Genomic DNA, 20,078 nt, shown 5'->3' on the forward strand with positions numbered 1-20,078 from the left:
GCAGGGAAGTGAGCACGCCACAATCGTACCATCGAGCGTCATGAGTCACACTTCCCGCAGGCGTTGCGGCTTACGACGACCTGACAGGTGCCTGAACGAGGGCGGGGTATTCATCGACACTGTCGGGCCAAGGCGTCAACACCTGGAAGCCGTCGTCGGTGACTGCCACCATATGCTCCCACTGGGCCGAGAGGGTTTGATCCTTGGTCACCACGGTCCAGCCATCGCTCAAGGTTTTCACATGGCGTTTGCCGGCATTGAGCATGGGTTCGATGGTGAAAATCATCCCGGCTTTGAGTGCCAGGCCCTGACCCGGATAGCCGTAATGCAGGACCTGTGGCTCGTCGTGGTAGATCTTGCCGATACCATGGCCGCAGTACTCGCGGACCACGCTGAAGCCGTCGCGCTCGGCAACGCTCTGAATCGCGTGACCAATGTCCCCCAGCGTCGCGCCGGGACGAACCACGCGAATACCGGCGCACATGGCCTCATACGTGGTCTTGACCAGACGTCGAGCCTGCGGGCTCGGCTCGCCGACGAAGTACATGCGGCTGGTGTCGCCGTACCAGCCATCCTTGACCACGGCGATGTCGATATTGACGATATCGCCATCCTTCAGCGCCTTGGCCGAAGGAATGCCATGGCAGACCACCTCGTTGACGGAGGCGCACACGGTTTTCGGGAAGCCGTGATAACCGACATTACCGGGAATGGCCTTCTGCACATTGACGATGTAGTCGTGGCAAAGCTGATCCAGCTCGTCAGTGGTGACCCCGGCCTTGACGTGGGGCGTGATCATGGCCAGCACCTCGGCGGCCAGTTTGCCCGCCGTGCCGGACAGGGCTATTTCCGCCTGGGTATTGATCTTGACGTTGGTTTTCATTGCTGGGCTCCTGGTGCCGCGTGAACCTGAGAGCCCCGGGAAAGATCCGCAAGCGCGCACAGCTGTTTCAAATCGAGGCCACCTGCCAGTTCGGCACGAATCAACAGGCGGCTGATATCGCGGTGATCCAGATCGGGATACAACTCGGCAAGCATGCCGATGCGCATCCAATGCTCGGCCTGGGCATTGATCGAACGACTCAAGGCGTCGCTGGCGACGCGCAGATGCTCATGCATACCCTCTGAAATTTTTACAATGCCCATCGACTCGTCCAATATGAAATATATATGAATCGTATACTAGTCGATAACGGCGCAAGATCGCAATTTCATTGCACTAGACGCGGACAAGGCAGCCGGACAACTTGAACGGCAGTTCACTCCTACAGGCACACCCACCGGGGTTGCCGGCGGGGAAACCCAAGCGACCTAGAAGCGTGCCTCATCAAGATCGGCGATCAGCAGCGGGCCCGTCGGATGCCAACCCAGGCGTGCTTGTGTCTGGGCGCTGGAAGCCGGCATATCCAGGCCGACGAATATCTGCAGCCAGCCAAAATGCCCCGCCGCTTCCTGAGCGGTGATCGAAACGACCGGCAACTTTAGCCCTCGACCAATGGCTTCGGCTATTTCGCGGCTGCTGATCCCTTCTTCACCGACGGCGTGATAACGCGCGCCCGGCTCGCCTTTCTCCAAGGCCAGGCGGTACAGACGTGCGGCATCGAAGAGATGGCCCGCCGGCCAACGGTTACGGCCTTCACCCACATACGCCGAGACGCCCTTTTCACGAGCGACGGCCACAAGCGGTGTGATAAGGCCCTGTTTGAGTGGGTTGTGGACTTGGGGTAATCGCACCACCGACACGTTGACGCCGGCTTCCAACAAGACATTTCCCGCCAGTTCGGACGCGACGCGTGGATTGGGATGGTTGGTATTGCAAACATCTTCGGTCGCCAGCACCCCGTCTGCGGAGCTGCCCAACCCGGTCCCGGAGGTAATGATCAGCGGGCGGTCGGAACCGACGAGCGCAGAGCCGAGGGCCTCGATCGCACGCCTGTCCTTCTCGCAGTTGGCGACAAACCTCGAGAAATCATGGTCGAAAGCCGTATGGATAACACCGTCGGCCTTCGCCGCACCGGCGCGTAGGCTCTCGGGGTCCTCCAAATGGCCGCGATGCACTTCAGCCCCTGCGTCAAGCAGAGCTTGTGCGCCCGCATCCGAACGGGCCATGCCAATCACCTCGTGCCCGGCCTTGAGCAGTTCAGGAACAATGGCCGAACCGATAAAACCGGTCGCGCCTGTCAGAAATATTCGCATAGCAGAGTCTCCTGGATGGTTTCCCATTCACTATCGGAGCATTCTCTATCCCGTTAAAGTAGTGACGTTATCCTATTAAGATGACTAACAGGACTTCTCATGTCAGCCAATACGGGCAGCTCTCTCGGGGATTTTCTAAGAAGCCGCCGGGCGCGTCTCGATCCTGCAAGCCTGGGGTATTCCGGACGCAGGCGCACACCCGGCCTGCGCCGGGAAGAAGTGGCCCAGCGGGCCAATATCAGCCCGACCTGGTACACGTGGCTGGAACAAGGACGTGGCGGCGCGCCGTCAGCCACGGTGTTGAATCGACTGGCCAGCGCCTTGATGCTCACGGAATCCGAGCGCGAGCACCTGTTCATGCTGGCGCTGGGACGGCCGCCCGAAGTCCGCTACAGGCCTGTTGAGGGCATCAATCCCCGGCTTCAGCGCCTGCTCGATTCGCTTCATGCCTGCCCGGCCATCATCAAGAGTGCCACCTGGGACATCATTGCCTGGAACCGGGCCGCCGCTGTCGTGCTGACGGACTACAGCACGCTGCCGGTTGGACAACGCAATATCCTGCGGTTCCTGTTCTGTGATCCGGCGGTCCGCGCCAAACAGCATGATTGGGAGAGTGTGGCGCGTTTTGTGGTCGGTGCGTTCAGAGCGGATGTGGCCCGCGCCGGGTTGGCATCCGAAGTCAGCGAACTGGTGGACGAGCTTTGCACCGTCAGCGCGGAATTCGCAGCGTTATGGCGCCATCATGAAGTGCACGGTTACGCGGAGGGGGAAAGTGTAAAGCGCTTGCTGCACCCTGAACTGGGGCACATCGAACTGGAGCACTCGGCGTTTTCCATCGATGGTCGACCGGATCTGGGGATGATCGTCTATACCCCGATCGATGACAGCATGGCCGAAAAAATCAAGGCCCTGGTCGAGCGTGTCTAACGATTACCCATAACCTCCCGAATCACTTCGGCGAGAATACGAATGCCTTCATGAATCTCCTGCGGCGTGAGGCCTGCATACCCCAAAATGAGCCCTGCGGGGCGCTCATACGCTGCCGACGCGGAAACGGCAAAGAGCGGCGAAAGCGGATAGACGCCGACCCCACGTTCGAGCGAGGCCGCCTGCAACCTGAGCTCATCCTGAGCGCAAAGTGCCGGCATCAGCAACACCCCATGTAGTCCCGCAGCCATGCCGACCAGTTGCCCGTGACCCGCCAGATGCTGTTCAACGGCCTCCAGCAGCGCTCTTCGGCGCCGTTCATTCTCCCGGCGCAGGCGGCGAACGTGGCGCTCGTAAGTACCACTTTCGATCAACGAGGCGAGCACGTTCTGCTCCCAGCGCGCAGAGTGACGATCCGTCAGCCGTTTGGCCTCCCGGAAAACCTGAACCAGCTCGCGCGGAAGTACCAGGTACCCCAGCCGGAGCTGCGGTGAGAGTGCCTTGGAGAAGGTTCCGACATAAATGACGCGGGCATCCGTGTCCATGGATTGCAACGCATCGATGGGACGCTGGCCGTAACGGAACTCACCGCCGTAATCATCTTCGATAATCCAGGCGCGCTGTCGACTCGCCCACCTCAGCAGTTCCAGGCGACGTGCGATGGAAATCACCGCCCCCATGGGGAATTGGTGCGACGGCGTCACATAGGCCAAGCGCACCCGATCATCTTCGGGCAGGTCGCTGGTATCCAGTCCAGAACCGTCGACAGGCGTGGGCAACGCTGTCGCACCCGTGGCCTCGAAGCAATATCTGGCCATGCGGTAGCCCGGCTCTTCGAAGACGAATGTATCGCCTGGGTTCAGCAGAAGCCGGGCGCACAGGTCAAGTCCTTGCTGCGAGCCATGCACAACGAGAATCTGCTGCGCATCGCAATCCAGACCTCGTGCGCGTCGCAGATACCCTTGCAACGCGCTGCGCAAGCGCTCCTCCCCTTCGGGCTGGCCGTAATAGAGGTTTGGCTGACGCTTGAGCAGTTCGGCGCGGTAGGCGCGTTGCCAACCCAGGGCTGGAAAATCGCTCGAGGCGAGCGAGCCATACTTGAAATCGATACGGGCCGCCGGAGAAGTCACGCTGTACGGCTTCATGGCGGCAACACGCTGCCCGTACAGGGAAAGCGCAGGCGGCCAATCCCGCGCCGGGTCCGCCTTGATGTGCCCGGTCATGGTTCCCGTCACGCGCCCTACCCTGGCGGTTTTTCCCGTCGCGGTCACGACAAAGCCCTCGGCGGCCAGTTGCTCATAGGCCGCTGTCACCGTGGTTCGCGACACACCGAGTTCGGCCGCCAGTGCTCGCGTCGATACCAGCTTCGCACCTTCTGCAAGCGTGCCATCTTCTATCTGCTTACGCAGCCTGGCGTAGATACGACGCTCCGTACCGCGGGCGGAGGTATTGGAACGCGTTGAAAACTGGTCCATGGAAAAACCTCAAAACTGGCACTTTTTATTGTGCAGGTCATGATCGAGATTATGGGTTCTCATCCGTCTGAAATGAAATCCCCCATGTACATTCCCGAACACTTTGCAGAGCACCGTCCCGAACAGCTGCACAGAATCATCCGTGAGAATCCGCTGGGGATCCTCGTGACACCGGATGAAACCGGTATGGATGCCGACCATATTCCCTTTGAGTTCGACACCGGCCACGGTGCCCACGGACTGCTGAGCGCCCATGTGGCCCGCGCAAACCCAGTGTGGCAGCGCTGCCCCGATGGCACTCCTGTGATGGTCATCTTCCGAGGCGCAGACGCCTACATTTCGCCCAATTGGTATGTGTCCAAGCACGAGACGCACCGCCAGGTCCCGACATGGAACTACGAGGTGGTGCATGTGCACGGCATCATGCGTGTGATGCAGGAAGAAAAGCTCCTGCGGCGCACCCTGGCACAGTTGACGCGCCATCACGAAGCCAGTGAGAGCAGACCCTGGAGGATGGGTGACGCGCCGCGGGAATATCTGGATGAGATGGTGTCAAGAATCGTCGGTATCGAGATCGAACCGCAACGCATCGAATGCAAGCGCAAGCTCAACCAGAACAAGGAAACACGCGACCGTATCTCTGCAATCTCGCAACTGCACGAGCGAGGTCACGAGGCCCTTGTGTCGGCCATGCAAGAGACCGACGGACTATGACGTCCCCCGTTTTCGCCCCGTATACCTATCAAAGCGTTTTCCAGGCCAATCAGAACCAGGAGGCAGCACCTTGGCATTCGAACTGACGGCCACCACGATCTTGGTCACGTTTGCCGGCGTCTTTCTGATCTGTTTCATGAAAGGCGCATTCGGCGGTGGCTTTGCCATTGTCGGTATCCCGATCCTGTCACTGGTGATGGACCCGATCACCGCCGGTGGCCTGCTCGCGCCGTTGTTCATCGCCATGGATCTGTTCGGCCTGCGCTACTGGAAGCCATCCACCTGGTCAAAACCAGACTTGAATCTGCTGCTCCCCAGCCTTGTCATCGGAGTCAGCGCCGGCTATCTGCTCTTTCGATTGATGGACCACCGCGCGATTGCCATCGTAATGGCGGCGGTCACACTGGTTTTTGTCGGCCTCTGGTTCAAAGCCGGTGGAGAAGTCGGGGTACGCCCGCGCTCATCGCCCAAGGCGGTGGCCGCGGGCATTACATCGGGCATCACGACCATGGTCGCGCATTCAGGCGGGCCACCGCTGGCGATATACCTGCTGCCGCTCGGCTTGAGCAAGCAGGTCTATGCCGGAACGACCAGTATGTTCTTCACCGTCGGCAATCTGCTCAAGGCCGTGCCCTGGCTGCTCCTGGCCAGGCCGACAGGCAACGTGCTGAGCCTGGCGCTCATCTGCCTGCTCGCGGTTCCTAGCGGCGTCTGGCTTGGCTGGCGATTGCACGCAAGACTGGACCAGCGCCAGATGTACCGCGCCTGCTACGGCCTGCTCGTCGTCACGGCCATGAAGCTCCTGTGGGACGGCGTCTGCGGTTATATCGCCTGAGGACATGAAATAGAAATGCTGCCCCGGTCGACAGATAGCCGTCGACCTGGGCCGCCCGGTCAGCGGATCAGCCAATCACCCGCGCATACACCGGCCTGTCGACATTCCCACCGGTCAGGATGATCCCCACCCTCTTCCCTTCCATGGCCTCACGTTCCTGCATCAGCGCCGCCAGTGCCGCCGCCCCTGCCCCTTCGGCCAGGTTGTGGGTATCGCTGTAATACACGCGCATCGCCTCGGCCACCTGCTCGTCCGTCACCGATACGATCCTGGCCGCGCCTGCCGCATAAACCGCAAACGCCTCGGGGATCGGCTTGCGCACGGCCATACCGTCGGCCAGGGTATTCGCCGAGGCGGTTTCCAGTATTTTCCCGGCCTCGAAGGATAACTTCGCGGCAGCAGCTTCGGTCGACACCACGCCCACCACCTGGGTCTTCAGGTCCAGTGCATCGCGGGCGGCGATAATCGCGCAAATCCCCGAGCCACAGCCAATGGGCACATAGACGGTGTCCAGGTCCGACACCGCCGTGAACAACTCCAGCGCGTACGTGGCAACCCCCTTGATCAACTCAGGATGGTACGGCGGCACCAGATAGAAGCCGTGGGCATCAGCCAGGCGCGCCGCCTCTTCTCGGGCCTCATCGAAATCCTGACCAAACTCGACGACCTCTCCACCAAAGGCGCGCATGGCGTTGTTCTTCTCCACGGAGTTGCCCCGCGGCACCACGATCAGCGCCCTCAAACCCAGCGACCGGGCCGCCAGGGCAATGCTCTGGCCGTGGTTACCGCGGGTGGCGGTGACAACGCCTCGGGTCTCCGGGTGGGTACGCTTGAGCCAGTGCATGAAGGTAATGCCACCGCGCACCTTGAAAGCCCCGGTGGGGGTGTGGTTTTCGTGCTTGACCCAAACCGTGCAGCCCAACCGTTCGGCCAGCAAGGGCCAGGCGTATTGGGCGGTGGCAGGCATCACCTGATACACCTGGCGGGCAGCGTTTTCGATGTCGTCGCGGGTCAGTCCGTGCATGGCTAGGCTCTCTGAGGTTTTGCCCAGTCTAGGCAGGGGCACACACCACCGGCTTTCAGAAAATTGACCTGACCTTCAGGCTGGCCCTTCAGTAAGATGGCGCTCATGAATCGCCGAAACAGCTTGCCGTCACCGCCCCCACGCGAACCGGTCCGTCGTGCCGAGGCCGGGTCGTGGGCGATCGAATTGCTGCCGGCGGCCGGCTACGAAACCCGCTATGTAGCGACCCAGGCCGCCATTGGTTTTGCCTTCGACAGCCAGCGAGGCCGGCACGCGATTGGCAGCGACCGGATCCGCCCATTCGTAGCCACGCCCAACGGCCTGGCGTTCATACCGCCGGGGTGTGATGTGTTTTCCGAGTCGCCCGAGGGCGGCGAATACCTACGGCTGCTTCGCACCGACGGCACGCCGCTGGCGGGGGACCATGTGTTCAACAATCGCATCGATCAGCAGGCAATTGCCCTCGCCCAGCGAATGCGTGGCGCGTTGTTGCGAGCCTCGGTGGAGGACGATTGGGAAGCCTGGGCACTGGCATTGGTTCAACGGGTGGCGGGAGACGATCTGTTGTCGGAGCCTGTGCGGGGTTCGATGACCAGCCAGCGGCTGCGCCTGCTCGATGAGTTCATTGACGCCGGGCTCGACGGACCGCTGGGTGTGCAGGCGATGGCAGCGCTACTGGGCTTATCCGAAGGCTACTTCATCCGGGCATTCAAGGACGCCACGGGCAAGAGCCCCCACAGCTACCTGATCGACCGCCGCCTCGTCCGCGCCCGGCACCTGCTGCGCAACCCGGCGGAGCGCCTGGCGGATATCGCCCAGGCCTGCGGTTTTGCCTCCCAGGCGCATATGGCCACGGCTTTCAGGCAGCGCCTGGGGGTCAGTCCGCGCGACATGCGCGGGTGATGGGGTCAGTCGATTACCCACGTGCCGGAAGGGACTGGTACAGTTGCTGGACCGCCTCCTGTCCGTAGCGCCGTTCCAGCTTTCTGATAATGAAATGCCCGCGCGCCATGTCCTGGAAATGGTTGATGAATGCCAGGTTGATCAGCGCGCCGCCCACGGCGCCGATCGCCGGTATGGCTTGTGCGGCGGCTTTCTCCCCTACGTGGATACTGAAGCGTTCGGCAATGGTGGCGATCAGCTTGAGTATCGAGCCATCCGACAGGGACTTCGCCAACGCGGCCCGCACGGTGTAATAACCGGTTTCCGAATCATCATCTTTCGCTGATCGACCGCCCAGTGCAAAGACCGCCAGGCAGGCTTGTTTCGCCTCATCGGTGTCAATGCGCTCGTCATGACTCCTGGCGATATCGGCAATGGAGCGCAGCATGATTGATGTTGAGAGCGGCAACTCGACACTGAGCCCGGCAAAACCGAAAAAGCCGCCGACGCCGCCGCTGACGGCGATGCCGGTCTTGTGCCAGAGATTGGAAGGCCCTTCGCCCGGCATATCCTTCATGGTAAACACCGCGGCATCGAGCGCCTTCACCAATGCTGATTGAGTGATGCCCGCAATTCTTTTGGTGATGCTTTTAGGTAACTGCGCCAGCGCGACCTCGATGGGCATGCCGATAATGTTCGTCAGCTTGGCCACGAAGCCAGGGTTCTCCAGCAGATTCTTTGCACATTGCAGCTCATTTCTATCGTCTTCCGAGAAGCTCATCAATCCGTACTCGATACTGGGTTGGCAGGACAGCTAAAGGACAAAGGGCTCCAGCGCATCCCCGTGGCAACGTGAGTACCAAGGTGCAGCCACTGCATGGAAATGGCAAGTCATGATGCCATTTGCTGTTCTTCCTCTCGAATCTCGGCACTCATGTCATCACAGCAGCTGGACCAGTCCGTCAACCATTTCGGCATATCCGCCGGCTGCTCGGTCAGTCCCATCTCGCGGACGAACTCACCGGGAGCCACCGTCCCCCGGGCAGAGCGAAACAGACCGCGCATCACCACGGTACCGACCACCCGGCCCTTGCTCACGAAGCGGTGCTCCATAAAACTCCACTTGTGGTCCCAGCCGAGGATCCTGCTGTGAATTTCGAAGGTTTCGAACAACCGCAACTCGCGGCGGAATTTGCCCCAGGTATCCCCCACGATCGGCACTGCCCGGTGACGCAAGGCGGCACGGTAGGCGCCACTGCGCAAGACGAAGTCCATGCGCCCGACATCAGCCATATTGAAATACCGACCGTTGGTGACATGCCGGTTGAGATCGAGATCCGACGGCCAGACCCGCATGGAAATAACGGTAGTGGCCAAGCCGTCAACGGGCTTGCGCCAAGGGCGACGGAACAACATGAGCAGAAGTCTGAACCACAGATTCATGAATACACCGATGGGAGGGAAAGAGCGGCGTACTTTACGGGGAGCCCGTTGGGTTACAGTAGGTGCATAAATGACTTATTTCATGCGAAAAGCGCAACTTGACCTTTATGCACATCACCTTGCTCCTGGTTGATCAATGCTCCGCCGCAAGCGCCACCCTGGCCCTTGAAGTGCTGAGTGCCGCCAACTTGTTCGCTGACACCGCCAGCCCACCGTTCGAGGTGGTCTGTGCTTCGCTGAAGGGAGCTGATGTCCTGGCATGGGGCGGGCAGAGACTGCGGGTCGAGCACTCCATCGAGGCAATAGCCCATACCGATCTGGTGCTGATCCCGGGTTTTCTTTTCACCCTGAAAGACGCCCTGCCAACCTTCGCCGGTCATGGGCCATGGCTACGACAACAGCACGCTCAAGGAGCGGTGCTGGCCTCCATGTGCACGGCCGCCTTCATGCTGGCCGAAACAGGTCTGTTGGACGGTGTCCGAGCAACGACCCATTGGGCCTTTGCCGACCTGTTTCGCCGACGTTACGCCGAGGCGCACCTGGATGAATCGCAGATGCTTTGCGAGGACAACCGCCTGATCACCAGCGGCGGCGCGAGTGCCGCCATGGACCTTCTGCTGTTTCTGGTGCGCCGTTTCGCGTCAGTCGATCTGGCCCGAAAGTGCAGCAGGTATTTGCTGGTCGACAAGGTACGAACCCAGCAGTCGACCTATGCCACCTGGACACCGCCAAAGCTTCACGGGGATGAAGAGATACTGCGCGTTCAGAACTGGCTGGAGGCGAATTTCCAGCAACCGGTGCTGATTGATGATGTCGCTCAACAATTCGCGTTTGGTGCCAGGAATTTCAAGAGACGCTTCAAGGACGCCACGGGCTACCAGCCCCTGCTCTATCTACAGACACTGCGGCTGGAACGGGCAAAGCAGTTGCTCGAGTCGACTCGAATGAGCGTGGGCAGTATTACCAACGCCGTGGGTTACGAAGACAGCAACTCCTTCCGCAGGCTCTTTCAACAGCGAGTCGGCCTGCTGCCCGCTGCTTACCGGAAGCAATTTCAGTCCTCTACGAATTGACTGACTCTCCTAGGGTCTACTCCCGGATGGCGTGAGCCGGGCCGTCAGATAGGCCAGGAGTGCCTGGACTTTTGGCAGGTTCTCGCGGCTTTTCAACCACACCAGGTTCATCGCCAGGCCATCGGTAGCCCACTCGGGGAGCACTTCGACCAGGGCGCCCGAATCAAGATGGCGCTGCGCGAGCCAGGTCGGCAACTGGGCGATGCCAAGCCCCGCCAGAACGGCCATCACCTCCCCTTCGCCATCACCTACGGCGATATGCGGATGCATGATCCTGCGCTCCATGTCGCCGGCCAGCTGCCCTTTGAAATACCAGGGGCCGACCATGCCGTCGTTCTGACCATAACCCACGCATTGGTGCTGTTCCAGATCACGCTCTGACGAGGGCGCGCCGTATTGCTCGAGGTATTCAGGGGACGCACAGAAAATCAGCCGCTGCGTGCCGAAGAAGCGATGCCCCACACTCGAAGACCAGGCGTCAGAGCCACCAATGCGCACCACGATATCGATGCCTTCATGCACGGGATCAACGAAACGATCCGAGAATGAAACGTGAGGCGACAATCGGGGATATTGCTTCACGAACGCCAGGATCAGGGGCAATACGTGCAGCCGGCCATAGGAAGCCGGCAAATCAATCCGAACCTTGCCATGGGGCTCGGACTGCTCCGAGGCCAGTACCAACTCGACCTCCTCAAGATCCGATAACACGGTGGTACAGGTCCGGTAGAAGGTCTGGCCGGCCTCGGTGAGGGACAAACGTCGTGTCGTGCGGTTGAACAGGCGCGTGCCGAGCCGGGCCTCCAGCCGCGCGATGCTTTTGCTCACCGCCGAACTGCTGAGATTAAGGCGCTCGGCGGCGGCCGTGAAACTACCCACATCCGCCACGCTGACGAACACATCAATGCCCTTGAGCCGTTCGGAGGAAAACATCGGCACTCTCATTGATGAACTGAATTCCAATCATTTCAGAAAAAATGACCAGAATGAACCTTATTTTCTCCAATAGGCTTATGCGACACCTCATTGGAACAGCCCCTCATGTCTTCGTTACCGGTGGCCGACGCCACTTCAATTGCACATCGCGAATCACGCACAAGCCTGCAGATCCTGATCATGGCCGTTGCGGCGTTCATCATCGTCACCACCGAGTTTCTGATCGTCGGGCTGCTTCCGGCACTGGCGCGCGACCTGGACATATCGATCACCCTGGCCGGGCAAGTGGTGACCCTGTTCGCCTTTACCGTGATGCTCTTCGGTCCCGTTCTGACGGCCAAACTGGCCCACGTAGAGCGCAAAAAACTGTTCACCCTCATCCTGCTCGTGTTCGCCGCCTCCAATGCCTTGGCCGCGGTGTCGACCAATATCTGGATCCTGGCCATTGCCCGCTTTATCCCGGCCCTTGGCCTGCCGGTTTTCTGGGGCACCGCCAGTGAAACCGCCGGTCAACTGGCCGGCCCGGGCAATGCGGGCAAGGCCGTCTCCAAGGTCTACCTGGGCATTTCCGCAGCGCTGGTGTTCGGTGTTCCCCTGGGCACGGTGGCGGCCGATACCCTGGGCTGGCGTGGCAGCTTCTGGGTCCTGGCCGCTATCTCGCTGCTGATTGGCCTGCTGATGCATCGGATGATGCCGACACTGCCGGCCGCCCCGCGCGCCGACGCTGGCGAGAGTTCACTCACCCTCCTGCGCCAACCGCGCTTTCTGGCGCACGTGCTGCTGTCCATCCTGACCTTCACCGCGATGTTCACCGCCTATACCTACCTGGCCGATATCCTCGAACGCCTCGCCGCCGTGCCGGCCAGCCAGGTGGGCTGGTGGCTGATGGGGTTCGGTGCCGTCGGCATGATCGGCAACCACCTGGGTGGCAGCATGGTCGACCGTCGGCCTTTGGGCGCCATGGTGCTATTTCTCGTGATCCTCGGCGCCGGCATGCTCATGGCATTGCCCTTCGCCGCGCAGCACTTTTGGCTCAGCGGCGCCCTGATTGCCTGGGGTATCGCCTACACCGCGTTATTTCCCATCTGCCAGGTACGGGTCATGCAGGCGGGGGCCAAAGCCCAGGCACTGGCCGCCTCGATGAACATCTCGGCGGCCAATGCCGGTATCGGTCTTGGGGCGATTTTCGGCGGTCTCGGAATCCGTCACTACGGCCTCGATTCACTGGGACTCATCGCGACATCCATCGCCGCGCTGGCCGTCATCGTCGCCTTGTTGATGATGCGCAGCCAATCATCACCGCCACTGGACAACGGATCTAGGGCGCAGCTCGAAAACTGCTGAAACGCGGTGCAAAGGCTTCAAGCTCCACCTTTGCCGCATTCGTCACGAATGAAATCGTGTGGTAATAGCCCACCAGCGCAATGATCTCGAGGACTTGCGCGCAGGTGTAGTGCTCCGCCACCTCAGCCCATAAACCGTCAGAGAGGGTTGATGTGTCGTGTAGCTCATCCACCACCCGGACCAACAGCCCATCGTGCAGCGGCAATTCATTCACCTCCTGCCCACTCCCCTGCGTCGCCGCGATGAGGCTGGCGTTCAATTTTGCCTTTTCCGAAAACAGCGCGACATGCACACCCCATTCATATTCCGAACCGCAGCGTGCACAGGTACGCAAAATAATGATTTCGCGGTCACGCAGGCTGATGGAGCCCTTGTCGAGCAAGCCACCGGCAAACAGGCGTTGCAGCACACGGGGACTGTTCGCCATCGTGCGAAACAGTTTCAGCGGCTCCATTCCTGGTGGCATGACGCGCTCGAAGTTCTGCGCAATCGATGTTTCATAAGGTCCTTCAACGGGGGCCATTCTAGGTTTAGACATGTTGATCTCCTCCAGACACTGAGTGGTACACTGCGATGACTGCTACGTTAACCGTAGCACATCGCTACATTTAACGTAGCAAAAAAAAAGGAGTACACATGGCCCTTCCGAAACCCGGCACGCCGGTTCGCGGCTCGCGTACAGGACGCCCAATCATGGCGTTGCTGGATTTGATGGGGCGACGCTGGGTCATGCGCATCATCTGGGAGCTGCGTGAAACGCCGTTGACGTTTCGTGAGCTACGCGAGCGCTGCGACGCCATGTCGCCGACGGTGCTCAACCAGCGTCTGCAAGAGCTTCGAGAAGTCGACATCATTGAGCTGGCGTCATCAGGCGGCTACACCTTGAGCCCGTCGGGAGAAGAGTTGCTGGAGGCCATGATGCCCGTGATGCAATGGGCCAAGGGATGGCACAAAAAGCTTATGTTGAAAGAATCAGAAACCCATAACCAAGACAGTTCAAGCAAGGGGATGCGAGCCGGTGAAGACATTCAAAGTTCGTAAGCTGGAAAACACGGATATTGAAGCATTGCTGAGATTCGAAACCCATAACCGTGAATGGTTCGAATCCCAGATTGATGCGCGCGCCCCTTCCTTCTACTCACTGCCGGGGGTTGCCGATCATATTGAGCGCTATTTGTCCGATTTTGCTATCGGTGCCTGGCATCCCTTTGTTATCGAGGAAGCCAATGAAGGAATAGTGGGTCGAGCCAACTTGAAAAACATCAACTCACCGAAGGGTTGCGCAGAAGTAGGTTATCGGATTGATCAGCGCTTTTGCGGGCAGGGTCTCGCCACACTGGCATTGCAGCATCTCATCCAGGAGGCACAGAACCACTGGAACCTTACGCAACTGCTGGCCATTGTATACAAGAATAATATCGGCTCACAAAAAGTACTGAGCCGGTGCGGATTCCTGGTTGAACAGGAACTCTGGATGGACAAGACGAAGGATGAATGTCGATTCATCCTTTCACTCTAGAGACTGGCCGCCTAAAACAAAAAAGCACCTGAGGTGCTTTTTTGTTAACGCTATTTCAGCGGGATAAAGCCGTCACCTTGGCCCGCGCCGCGTGCAGCTTCTTGTAGCTGTCAATCAGGCGCAAGTGCCTGTCGAGCCCCTCCAGCTTCATGCTCGTAGGTGTCAAGCCGAAGAAACGCACGCTGCCGTCCACCGACCCGATCACGGCGTCCATCCGCGGGTTGCCAAACATCCGACGGAAATTGACCTCGTAATCGGCCAACGCCAGCTCATTGTCCATCTGCACTTCCAGCACCACATTCAAGGCCTGGTAAAACAAACCGCGCTCGACCGTGTTGTCGTTGAACTGCAGGAAGGTTTCCACCAGCTCTTTCGCCTCGTCAAATTGCTTCAAGGCGAGATAGATCAGCAGCTTCAACTCCAGGATGGTCAACTGACCCCAGGCCGTATTGTCGTCAAACTCGATGCCGATCAAGGTGGTGATATCGGTGTAATCGTCCAGCTCGCTTTCTTCCAGACGCTTGACCAGGGCTTTGAGGTCAGCATCGTCGAGGCTGTGCAGATTCAGGATATCGGCGCGGAAGAACAGCGCCTTGTTGGTGTTATCCCAGATCAGATCGTCCACCGGATAAATTTCCGAGTAATCCGGGACCAGAATGCGGCAGGCCGTTGCACCGATATGCTCATACACGGCCATGTAGACCTCTTTGCCCAAGTCTTCGAGAATGCCGAACAAGGTCGCGGCTTCCTCGGCATTGGAGTTTTCACCCTGGCCGGAGAAATCCCATTCAACAAACTCGAAATCCGACTTGGCACTGAAGAAGCGCCACGACACCACACCGCTGGAGTCGATAAAGTGCTCGACAAAGTTGTTCGGTTCCATCACCGCGTGACTTTCAAAGGTCGGCTGGGGCAGATCGTTCAGGCCTTCAAAACTGCGACCCTGCAACAGCTCGGTAAGACTGCGCTCCAGCGCCACCTCAAAGCTTGGGTGCGCCCCGAACGAGGCAAATACACCGCCAGTACGTGGGTTCATCAGGGTGACGCACATCACCGGGAATTCCCCACCCAGGGACGCATCCTTCACCAGCACCGGAAAGCCCTGCTCTTCCAGGCCCTGGATACCGGCCAGGATACCAGGGTATTTCGCCAGGACTTCCTGTGGTACGTCAGGCAGTGCGATTTCACCTTCGAGAATTTCGCGCTTTACCGCGCGCTCGAAGATTTCCGACAGGCATTGCACCTGCGCTTCGGCCAGCGTATTACCGGCACTCATGCCATTGCTGAGGAACAGGTTTTCGATCAGGTTGGACGGGAAATACACCACCTCGCCATCCGACTGACGCACATACGGCAACGAGCAGATACCACGCTCTTCATTACCGGAGTTGGTATCGATCAGATGGGAGCCACGCAACTCGCCATCCGGGTTGTAGATCGCCAGGCAATGCTCGTCGAGAAGTTCAGCCGGCAGCTCATCTTTGCGGCCAGGCTTGAACCAGCGCTCGTTCGGATAATGCACAAACGCCGCATTGGCGATCTCTTCGCCCCAGAACTGATCGTTGTAGAAGAAGTTGCAATTCAGTCGCTCGATAAACTCGCCCAACGCCGACGCCAACGCGCCTTCCTTGGTCGAGCCCTTGCCATTGGTAAAACACATTGGCGAGTGCGCATCGCGGATATGCAGCGACCACACATTGGGAACGATATTGCGCCACGAAGCGATTTCAATCTTCATGCCCAGGCCGGCCAGAATGCCCGACATATTGGCGATGGTCTGTTCCAGCGGCAGGTCCTTGCCGGCAATGTAGGTGGCCGCGTCCAAAGCCGAACTCGGCATCAGCAACGCCTGGGCATCGGCATCCAGATTTTCCACTTCTTCAATGACAAACTCAGGCCCCGCCTGCACCACCTTCTTGACCGTACAACGGTCGATGGAACGCAAAATGCCCTGGCGGTCCTTGTCGGAGATATCCGCTGGCAACTCGACCTGAATCTTGAAAATCTGGTTGTAGCGATTTTCCGGGTCAACAATATTGTTCTGTGAAAGGCGGATATTGTCAGTGGGGATATTGCGGGTGTCGCAGTACAACTTCACAAAGTAAGCCGCACACAACGCCGACGAAGCCAGAAAGTAATCGAACGGTCCGGGGGCCGATCCATCGCCCTTATAGCGAATAGGTTGATCGGCCACCACCGTGAAGTCATCGAATTTGGCTTCAAGCCGGAGGTTGTCGAGAAAATTGACCTTGATTTCCATGCGGGAATTACCAAAATAACGAGACAAATAATTGGCCGCCATTATCCGGTTTTTCACTCGGAAGTCTTGTGCTTTTCAGTTGCGGCACTCAGCGACCGGACACACCTCCCAAGGCCTTCAACAGCACCGGATCATGCCCGTAGATATCTGGGGAATAGAGCAAGGTTGCGTCACTATCGACTTGCACCGTCCAGTAACCGAGCAGGATCGGCACCGGCGCGGCCAGTCTGTATTCGTGGGTGGTGCCGGTCGCCAGCAACTCATCGGTCCGTGCGCGCTCGACCGGAGTCAGTAACAGGTCCCGCAGGTGCATCGGCTGCTCGACCCGCACACAGCCCGAGCTGAAGGCCCGCGGGCCCTTGGCAAACAGGGGTTGGCTGGGCGTGTCATGCAGGTACACCGAAAAGGGGTTGGGGAAACGCAGGACGATCTTGCCCAGCGGGTTCCTCGGGCCGGCCCCCTGGCGCAGCATGATATTGCCGGGCCGCTCCCAGTCGATGGTATCCGCCGCCAGCGGGCGGCCTTCACTGTCCAGTATCTGCAGGTTCTGCTGGCTCAGGTACGTCGGGTCCTGGCGGATAGCCGGCAGCTTGTCCTCGCGCATGATGGTCGGCGGCACGGTCCACGTCGGGTTCAGGGTCAGCCGGGTGACCCGCGATTTCAACAGCGGTGTCTGTCGATCGGCACGCCCCACCTGAAGGCGCGTCTGCCACACCGGCGCGCCGTCGTGATAGACGCTCAACTGGGCCGCCGCGACGTTCACCAGAATCCCCTCGGGCTCCAGGTCCGGTGCCAGCCAGCGAAAGCGTTCGAGGTTGATGCGCAACTGCTCGCGCCGCAGCGCCGGGCTGATATTCAGCTCCGTCAGGGTGCCCGGCCCGATCACTCCATCGCCCTGTAGCGAATGGCTCAGCTGGAAGTGCTTGACCGCGCTGCTCAGCTCCTCGCCGTAGGCTTTTTCAGGACCGCTGGGCAGGCTCTCCAGATACCCCTCGGCGAGCATTCGCTGCGCCAGCGCGGGTATCCGCGCGTCCTCCATACCGGGACGCAGCAAGGGACCGCCGGCGATCGCTTGCCAATGAGCCAATGGCTGCAGGCGCTGCGCCGCGTAGACACGCCGCAGGCTGCGATACAACTCGATATTCGGCCGCGCCTGCTCGAACGCCTGGGCCATATCCTGCAGCCCCGCCGTGGCCAGCGCCAGGACCTCGGCGTCGACGTCCCGGGTCGACGGCTGTGCATGCCAGAGCGGCTCGAAGCGCGCCTGTTGCAAACGACCGTAACGCAGGTCCTGCAAGGCTTGCAGATACTGCCGGCTGATCTCGACATCGGTACACAGCGCGTTGCCGGTCCCCGTGTCCTGGGGCAACGGGTAATGCGCCGGATCCAGGCCATCATCGGCCAACAACGGCAGTTGCTCCTGCAAGGCCGACAGACGCCCACTGACGGACCAGACAGGCCCGTCATTCTGCGACTGGTAAAACGCCTGCAAGCGCTGCTGTGCCGACGCGTCCAATTGTGCGACCAGGCTCGGGCACTCGGTCGACAACTGCGTCAGGAACAACGGCAAAGGCGTGGGTGGATCGGTGAGCAGGTCTTCGGCTGTCGCGACCAATGGCGCCACGAGCAGGCAAATGCTCAAGTAATATGCGTGTTTTTTGAACAACGGCTTGACTCCAATCCACGGTCGTCGCATTGATAGTTCACAGCTGCAACAGAAGCGAAAAACCTTCAGGCAGCCTGTGACCACGCTGCCCGAAGACCGATGGGGCGCGCGAGCCTGGACTGACGGCCAAGGCACTCTTCAACATGCTGACTTCTTGCTCTCGACTCTGTCTTATCATTCTGACTCTGGCCGCCCCCTGCAGTTCTGCCCTGGCTGCCAAGGGCCATGAACCGACGCTGTATCGCAGACTCGCCCACGCGGCGCCGGAACTCAACCCCCGGGTCCTGAAAAACGCCCTGAACGCCATGCAATGCGCCATCAACAGCGGCCTCGAACAATCCGAGCGCCTGGCGGTGATCGACTACTCGCAACCCTCGACCAAACGACGCCTGTGGATCTTCGACCTGCGCAAGAAGACCCTGGTGCTGCGCGACCTGGTCGCCCACGGACAGAAGTCCGGGGAAAACTTCGCCACCCAGTTTTCCAATCAGGTCGGCAGTTATCAATCCAGCCTGGGCCTGTTCCGCACCCAGGAAAGCTATGAAGGCACCCATGGTTACTCACTGCGCATGGACGGCCTGGAGCCGGGTATCAATGACCGCGCCCGCGACCGTGACATCGTGATTCACGCGGCCGACTACGTAAGCCCGCTGTGGAGCAAGCGCGAAGGTCGTCTCGGTCGCAGCCAGGGCTGCCCCGCCGTCCGCCCGCAAGTCGCGCGGCAGGTGGTGGACAAACTCAAGGACGGTCAGTTCATGTTTGTCTGGTACCCCGACAAGCACTGGCTGAAATCCTCGGCCTACCTCAACTGCAAACCGACACAGATGGCCAGCACTGACTGAAACACCCCCGTGTTCATCAACCTGCAAGGGTACGTTGCTCGATCGCACGGATGACCGCCACCATATCCAACGCTCCCTGCCCCATGGCCAGGGTTTCACTGTAGAGCGCATGGCACGTATCGAGGACCGGCGAGGCGATGCCCGCGTTTCGCGCGGCCTCACTCACCAGCCGGCTGTTCTTCTGCACATCGGCAATCGAAGCCTGCACCGAAAAATCCTCCGCGACAAACTTGCCCAGCTTGACCCGGGAGACATCGCTGGCCATCGGCCCGGCATTCAGGACCGCGGCGAACTGCGCCAGATCGATACCGTGCTGCTGGGCGAAGTGCACCGACTCCGACAGACCGGTCACCAGGGTGATCAGGAACAGATTGACCGCCAGCTTCATCGTCAGCGCCGACGGCACCGCGCCACAGACAAAGCTGTCGCGGTACAGGGGCTTGACCAACTGGCGAATGCTCTCGACATCCTCGGGCTCGCCGGCAAGCATGACCACCAGTTGCCCGGCTTGCGCGGGCTTGCGCGACCCCGACACCGGGGCTTCAACGTAACGTCCGGCTGCCGCGTGGATATCGGCGGCAAGTGCCTTCGAGTACTCGGCTGAAGTGGTGCTCATATTGACGATCAGACGCTCGCCAACCCGGTCACCGAAGTGCTCCCCGCCTCGCCCCAGGACCTCATCGATTGCCGGGTCGTTGGCCAGCATCAGAATCACCGTGCGGCACTGCGCAAACACCTCGGCCGGGCTCCGTGCAATCCGTGCCCCCGCCTCGCGCAAGGCCTCATAACTGCCGTCGGAACGGCTCCAGCACAGTAACGGTGTGCCTGCACGAGCCAGGTTGAGCGCCATGGGGGTGCCCATGACACCCAACCCGATAAAGCCGATTTCCGCACTCATCCGCACGCCCCCTGATCAATCCTGTTAGGCCACACGCAAGCCGT

21 protein-coding genes are annotated in these 20,078 nt (G+C 60.0%); 9 read left to right on the top strand and 12 right to left on the bottom strand.

Annotated elements, in window-relative coordinates:
* Nucleotides 1-70: 70 nt before the first annotated feature.
* The 3 genes from map to CWE01_RS26125 form a co-directional block, all read right to left on the bottom strand.
* Nucleotides 71-883 (bottom strand): type I methionyl aminopeptidase, encoded by an 813-nt coding sequence (gene map / locus CWE01_RS26115; protein ID WP_100943426.1) that lies wholly within the window; start codon nt 881-883, stop codon nt 71-73.
* On the bottom strand, nt 880-1,146 hold the full coding sequence (locus CWE01_RS26120) for a ParD-like family protein (protein ID WP_100943427.1): 267 nt from the start codon (nt 1,144-1,146) through the stop codon (nt 880-882). Before CWE01_RS26120 ends, map begins: the two co-directional genes overlap by 4 nt.
* Before the next feature lie 165 nt (nt 1,147-1,311).
* Nucleotides 1,312-2,196 carry an SDR family oxidoreductase gene (locus CWE01_RS26125; protein ID WP_100943428.1) on the bottom strand — a complete coding sequence of 295 codons (885 nt, stop codon included), beginning with the start codon at nt 2,194-2,196 and terminating at the stop codon, nt 1,312-1,314.
* A gap of 99 nt (nt 2,197-2,295) precedes the next feature.
* Between CWE01_RS26125 and CWE01_RS26130 the strand changes: the two genes are divergently transcribed.
* Nucleotides 2,296-3,123: a helix-turn-helix transcriptional regulator gene (locus CWE01_RS26130; RefSeq protein WP_100943429.1), complete on the top strand. Its 828-nt coding sequence runs from the start codon at nt 2,296-2,298 to the stop codon at nt 3,121-3,123.
* On the opposite strand, the gene CWE01_RS26135 is transcribed toward CWE01_RS26130, so the two are convergent.
* Nucleotides 3,120-4,598: a PLP-dependent aminotransferase family protein gene (locus CWE01_RS26135; RefSeq protein ID WP_100943430.1), complete on the bottom strand. Its 1,479-nt coding sequence runs from the start codon at nt 4,596-4,598 to the stop codon at nt 3,120-3,122. The two genes, CWE01_RS26130 and CWE01_RS26135, sit on opposite strands and share 4 nt — an antisense overlap.
* Nucleotides 4,599-4,682: 84 nt before the next feature.
* Between CWE01_RS26135 and CWE01_RS26140 the strand changes: the two genes are divergently transcribed.
* Together CWE01_RS26140 and CWE01_RS26145 are read left to right on the top strand one after the other, a co-directional pair.
* Nucleotides 4,683-5,312: an FMN-binding negative transcriptional regulator gene (locus CWE01_RS26140; protein ID WP_100943431.1), complete on the top strand. Its 630-nt coding sequence runs from the start codon at nt 4,683-4,685 to the stop codon at nt 5,310-5,312.
* A gap of 70 nt (nt 5,313-5,382) precedes the next feature.
* Nucleotides 5,383-6,147 (top strand): sulfite exporter TauE/SafE family protein, encoded by a 765-nt coding sequence (locus CWE01_RS26145; RefSeq protein ID WP_100943432.1) that lies wholly within the window; start codon nt 5,383-5,385, stop codon nt 6,145-6,147.
* 67 nt (nt 6,148-6,214) lie between these two features.
* Here the strand turns inward: CWE01_RS26145 and CWE01_RS26150 are convergent, their stop codons facing one another.
* Nucleotides 6,215-7,171, bottom strand: a complete 957-nt coding sequence (locus CWE01_RS26150) for a threonine dehydratase (protein WP_100943433.1) — start codon at nt 7,169-7,171, stop codon at nt 6,215-6,217.
* Between the two features lie 96 nt (nt 7,172-7,267).
* Here CWE01_RS26150 and CWE01_RS26155 point away from each other — a divergent pair, with 96 nt between their 5' ends.
* Complete coding sequence (locus CWE01_RS26155; protein WP_100943434.1) at nt 7,268-8,074, top strand: helix-turn-helix transcriptional regulator; 807 nt, start codon at nt 7,268-7,270, stop codon at nt 8,072-8,074.
* Between the two features lie 13 nt (nt 8,075-8,087).
* On the opposite strand, the gene CWE01_RS26160 is transcribed toward CWE01_RS26155, so the two are convergent.
* Complete coding sequence (locus tag CWE01_RS26160; protein ID WP_100943435.1) at nt 8,088-8,834, bottom strand: EcsC family protein; 747 nt, start codon at nt 8,832-8,834, stop codon at nt 8,088-8,090.
* A 110-nt stretch (nt 8,835-8,944) separates the two neighbouring features.
* A complete protein-coding gene (locus CWE01_RS26165) occupies nt 8,945-9,496 on the bottom strand; it encodes an acyl-CoA thioesterase (RefSeq protein WP_100943436.1) in 552 nt (183 codons plus the stop codon).
* A gap of 107 nt (nt 9,497-9,603) precedes the next feature.
* On the opposite strand from CWE01_RS26165, the gene CWE01_RS26170 reads away from it, so the two are divergent.
* Nucleotides 9,604-10,569, top strand: coding sequence for a GlxA family transcriptional regulator (locus CWE01_RS26170; protein WP_100943437.1), 966 nt, complete (start codon nt 9,604-9,606; stop codon nt 10,567-10,569).
* A gap of 9 nt (nt 10,570-10,578) precedes the next feature.
* On the opposite strand, the gene CWE01_RS26175 is transcribed toward CWE01_RS26170, so the two are convergent.
* Entirely contained in the window at nt 10,579-11,502 is a 924-nt protein-coding gene (locus tag CWE01_RS26175) for a LysR family transcriptional regulator (RefSeq protein ID WP_100943438.1), read from the bottom strand.
* Nucleotides 11,503-11,610: 108 nt separating this feature from the next.
* On the opposite strand from CWE01_RS26175, the gene CWE01_RS26180 reads away from it, so the two are divergent.
* Nucleotides 11,611-12,849 carry an MFS transporter gene (locus CWE01_RS26180; protein ID WP_100943439.1) on the top strand — a complete coding sequence of 413 codons (1,239 nt, stop codon included), beginning with the start codon at nt 11,611-11,613 and terminating at the stop codon, nt 12,847-12,849.
* Here the strand turns inward: CWE01_RS26180 and CWE01_RS26185 are convergent.
* On the bottom strand, nt 12,824-13,387 hold the full coding sequence (locus tag CWE01_RS26185; RefSeq protein WP_100943440.1) for a carboxymuconolactone decarboxylase family protein: 564 nt from the start codon (nt 13,385-13,387) through the stop codon (nt 12,824-12,826). The genes CWE01_RS26180 and CWE01_RS26185 overlap by 26 nt on opposite strands.
* 98 nt (nt 13,388-13,485) lie before the next feature.
* Between CWE01_RS26185 and CWE01_RS26190 the strand changes: the two genes are divergently transcribed.
* On the top strand, nt 13,486-13,890 hold the full coding sequence (locus tag CWE01_RS26190; protein ID WP_100943441.1) for a helix-turn-helix domain-containing protein: 405 nt from the start codon (nt 13,486-13,488) through the stop codon (nt 13,888-13,890).
* On the top strand, nt 13,868-14,368 hold the full coding sequence (locus tag CWE01_RS26195) for a GNAT family N-acetyltransferase (RefSeq protein ID WP_100943442.1): 501 nt from the start codon (nt 13,868-13,870) through the stop codon (nt 14,366-14,368). The genes CWE01_RS26190 and CWE01_RS26195 overlap by 23 nt, the downstream gene beginning before the upstream one ends.
* A 55-nt stretch (nt 14,369-14,423) precedes the next feature.
* Here CWE01_RS26195 and CWE01_RS26200 read toward each other — a convergent pair whose 3' ends face one another.
* Together CWE01_RS26200 and CWE01_RS26205 are read right to left on the bottom strand one after the other, a co-directional pair.
* Entirely contained in the window at nt 14,424-16,628 is a 2,205-nt protein-coding gene (locus tag CWE01_RS26200) for an OsmC domain/YcaO domain-containing protein (protein WP_100943488.1), read from the bottom strand.
* 88 nt (nt 16,629-16,716) lie between these two features.
* Entirely contained in the window at nt 16,717-18,294 is a 1,578-nt protein-coding gene (locus CWE01_RS26205; protein WP_100943443.1) for a murein L,D-transpeptidase, read from the bottom strand.
* Nucleotides 18,295-18,437: 143 nt separating this feature from the next.
* Between CWE01_RS26205 and CWE01_RS26210 the strand changes: the two genes are divergently transcribed.
* Nucleotides 18,438-19,136, top strand: coding sequence for a murein L,D-transpeptidase catalytic domain family protein (locus tag CWE01_RS26210; RefSeq protein WP_100943444.1), 699 nt, complete (start codon nt 18,438-18,440; stop codon nt 19,134-19,136).
* A 16-nt stretch (nt 19,137-19,152) separates the two neighbouring features.
* Here CWE01_RS26210 and CWE01_RS26215 read toward each other — a convergent pair whose 3' ends face one another.
* Nucleotides 19,153-20,034, bottom strand: coding sequence for an NAD(P)-dependent oxidoreductase (locus tag CWE01_RS26215; protein WP_100943445.1), 882 nt, complete (start codon nt 20,032-20,034; stop codon nt 19,153-19,155).
* Nucleotides 20,035-20,078 lie beyond the last annotated feature (44 nt).

It is taken from the genome of Pseudomonas sp. QS1027, assembly GCF_002814235.1.
In the GTDB taxonomy this organism is placed as follows: Bacteria; Pseudomonadota; Gammaproteobacteria; order Pseudomonadales; family Pseudomonadaceae; genus Aquipseudomonas.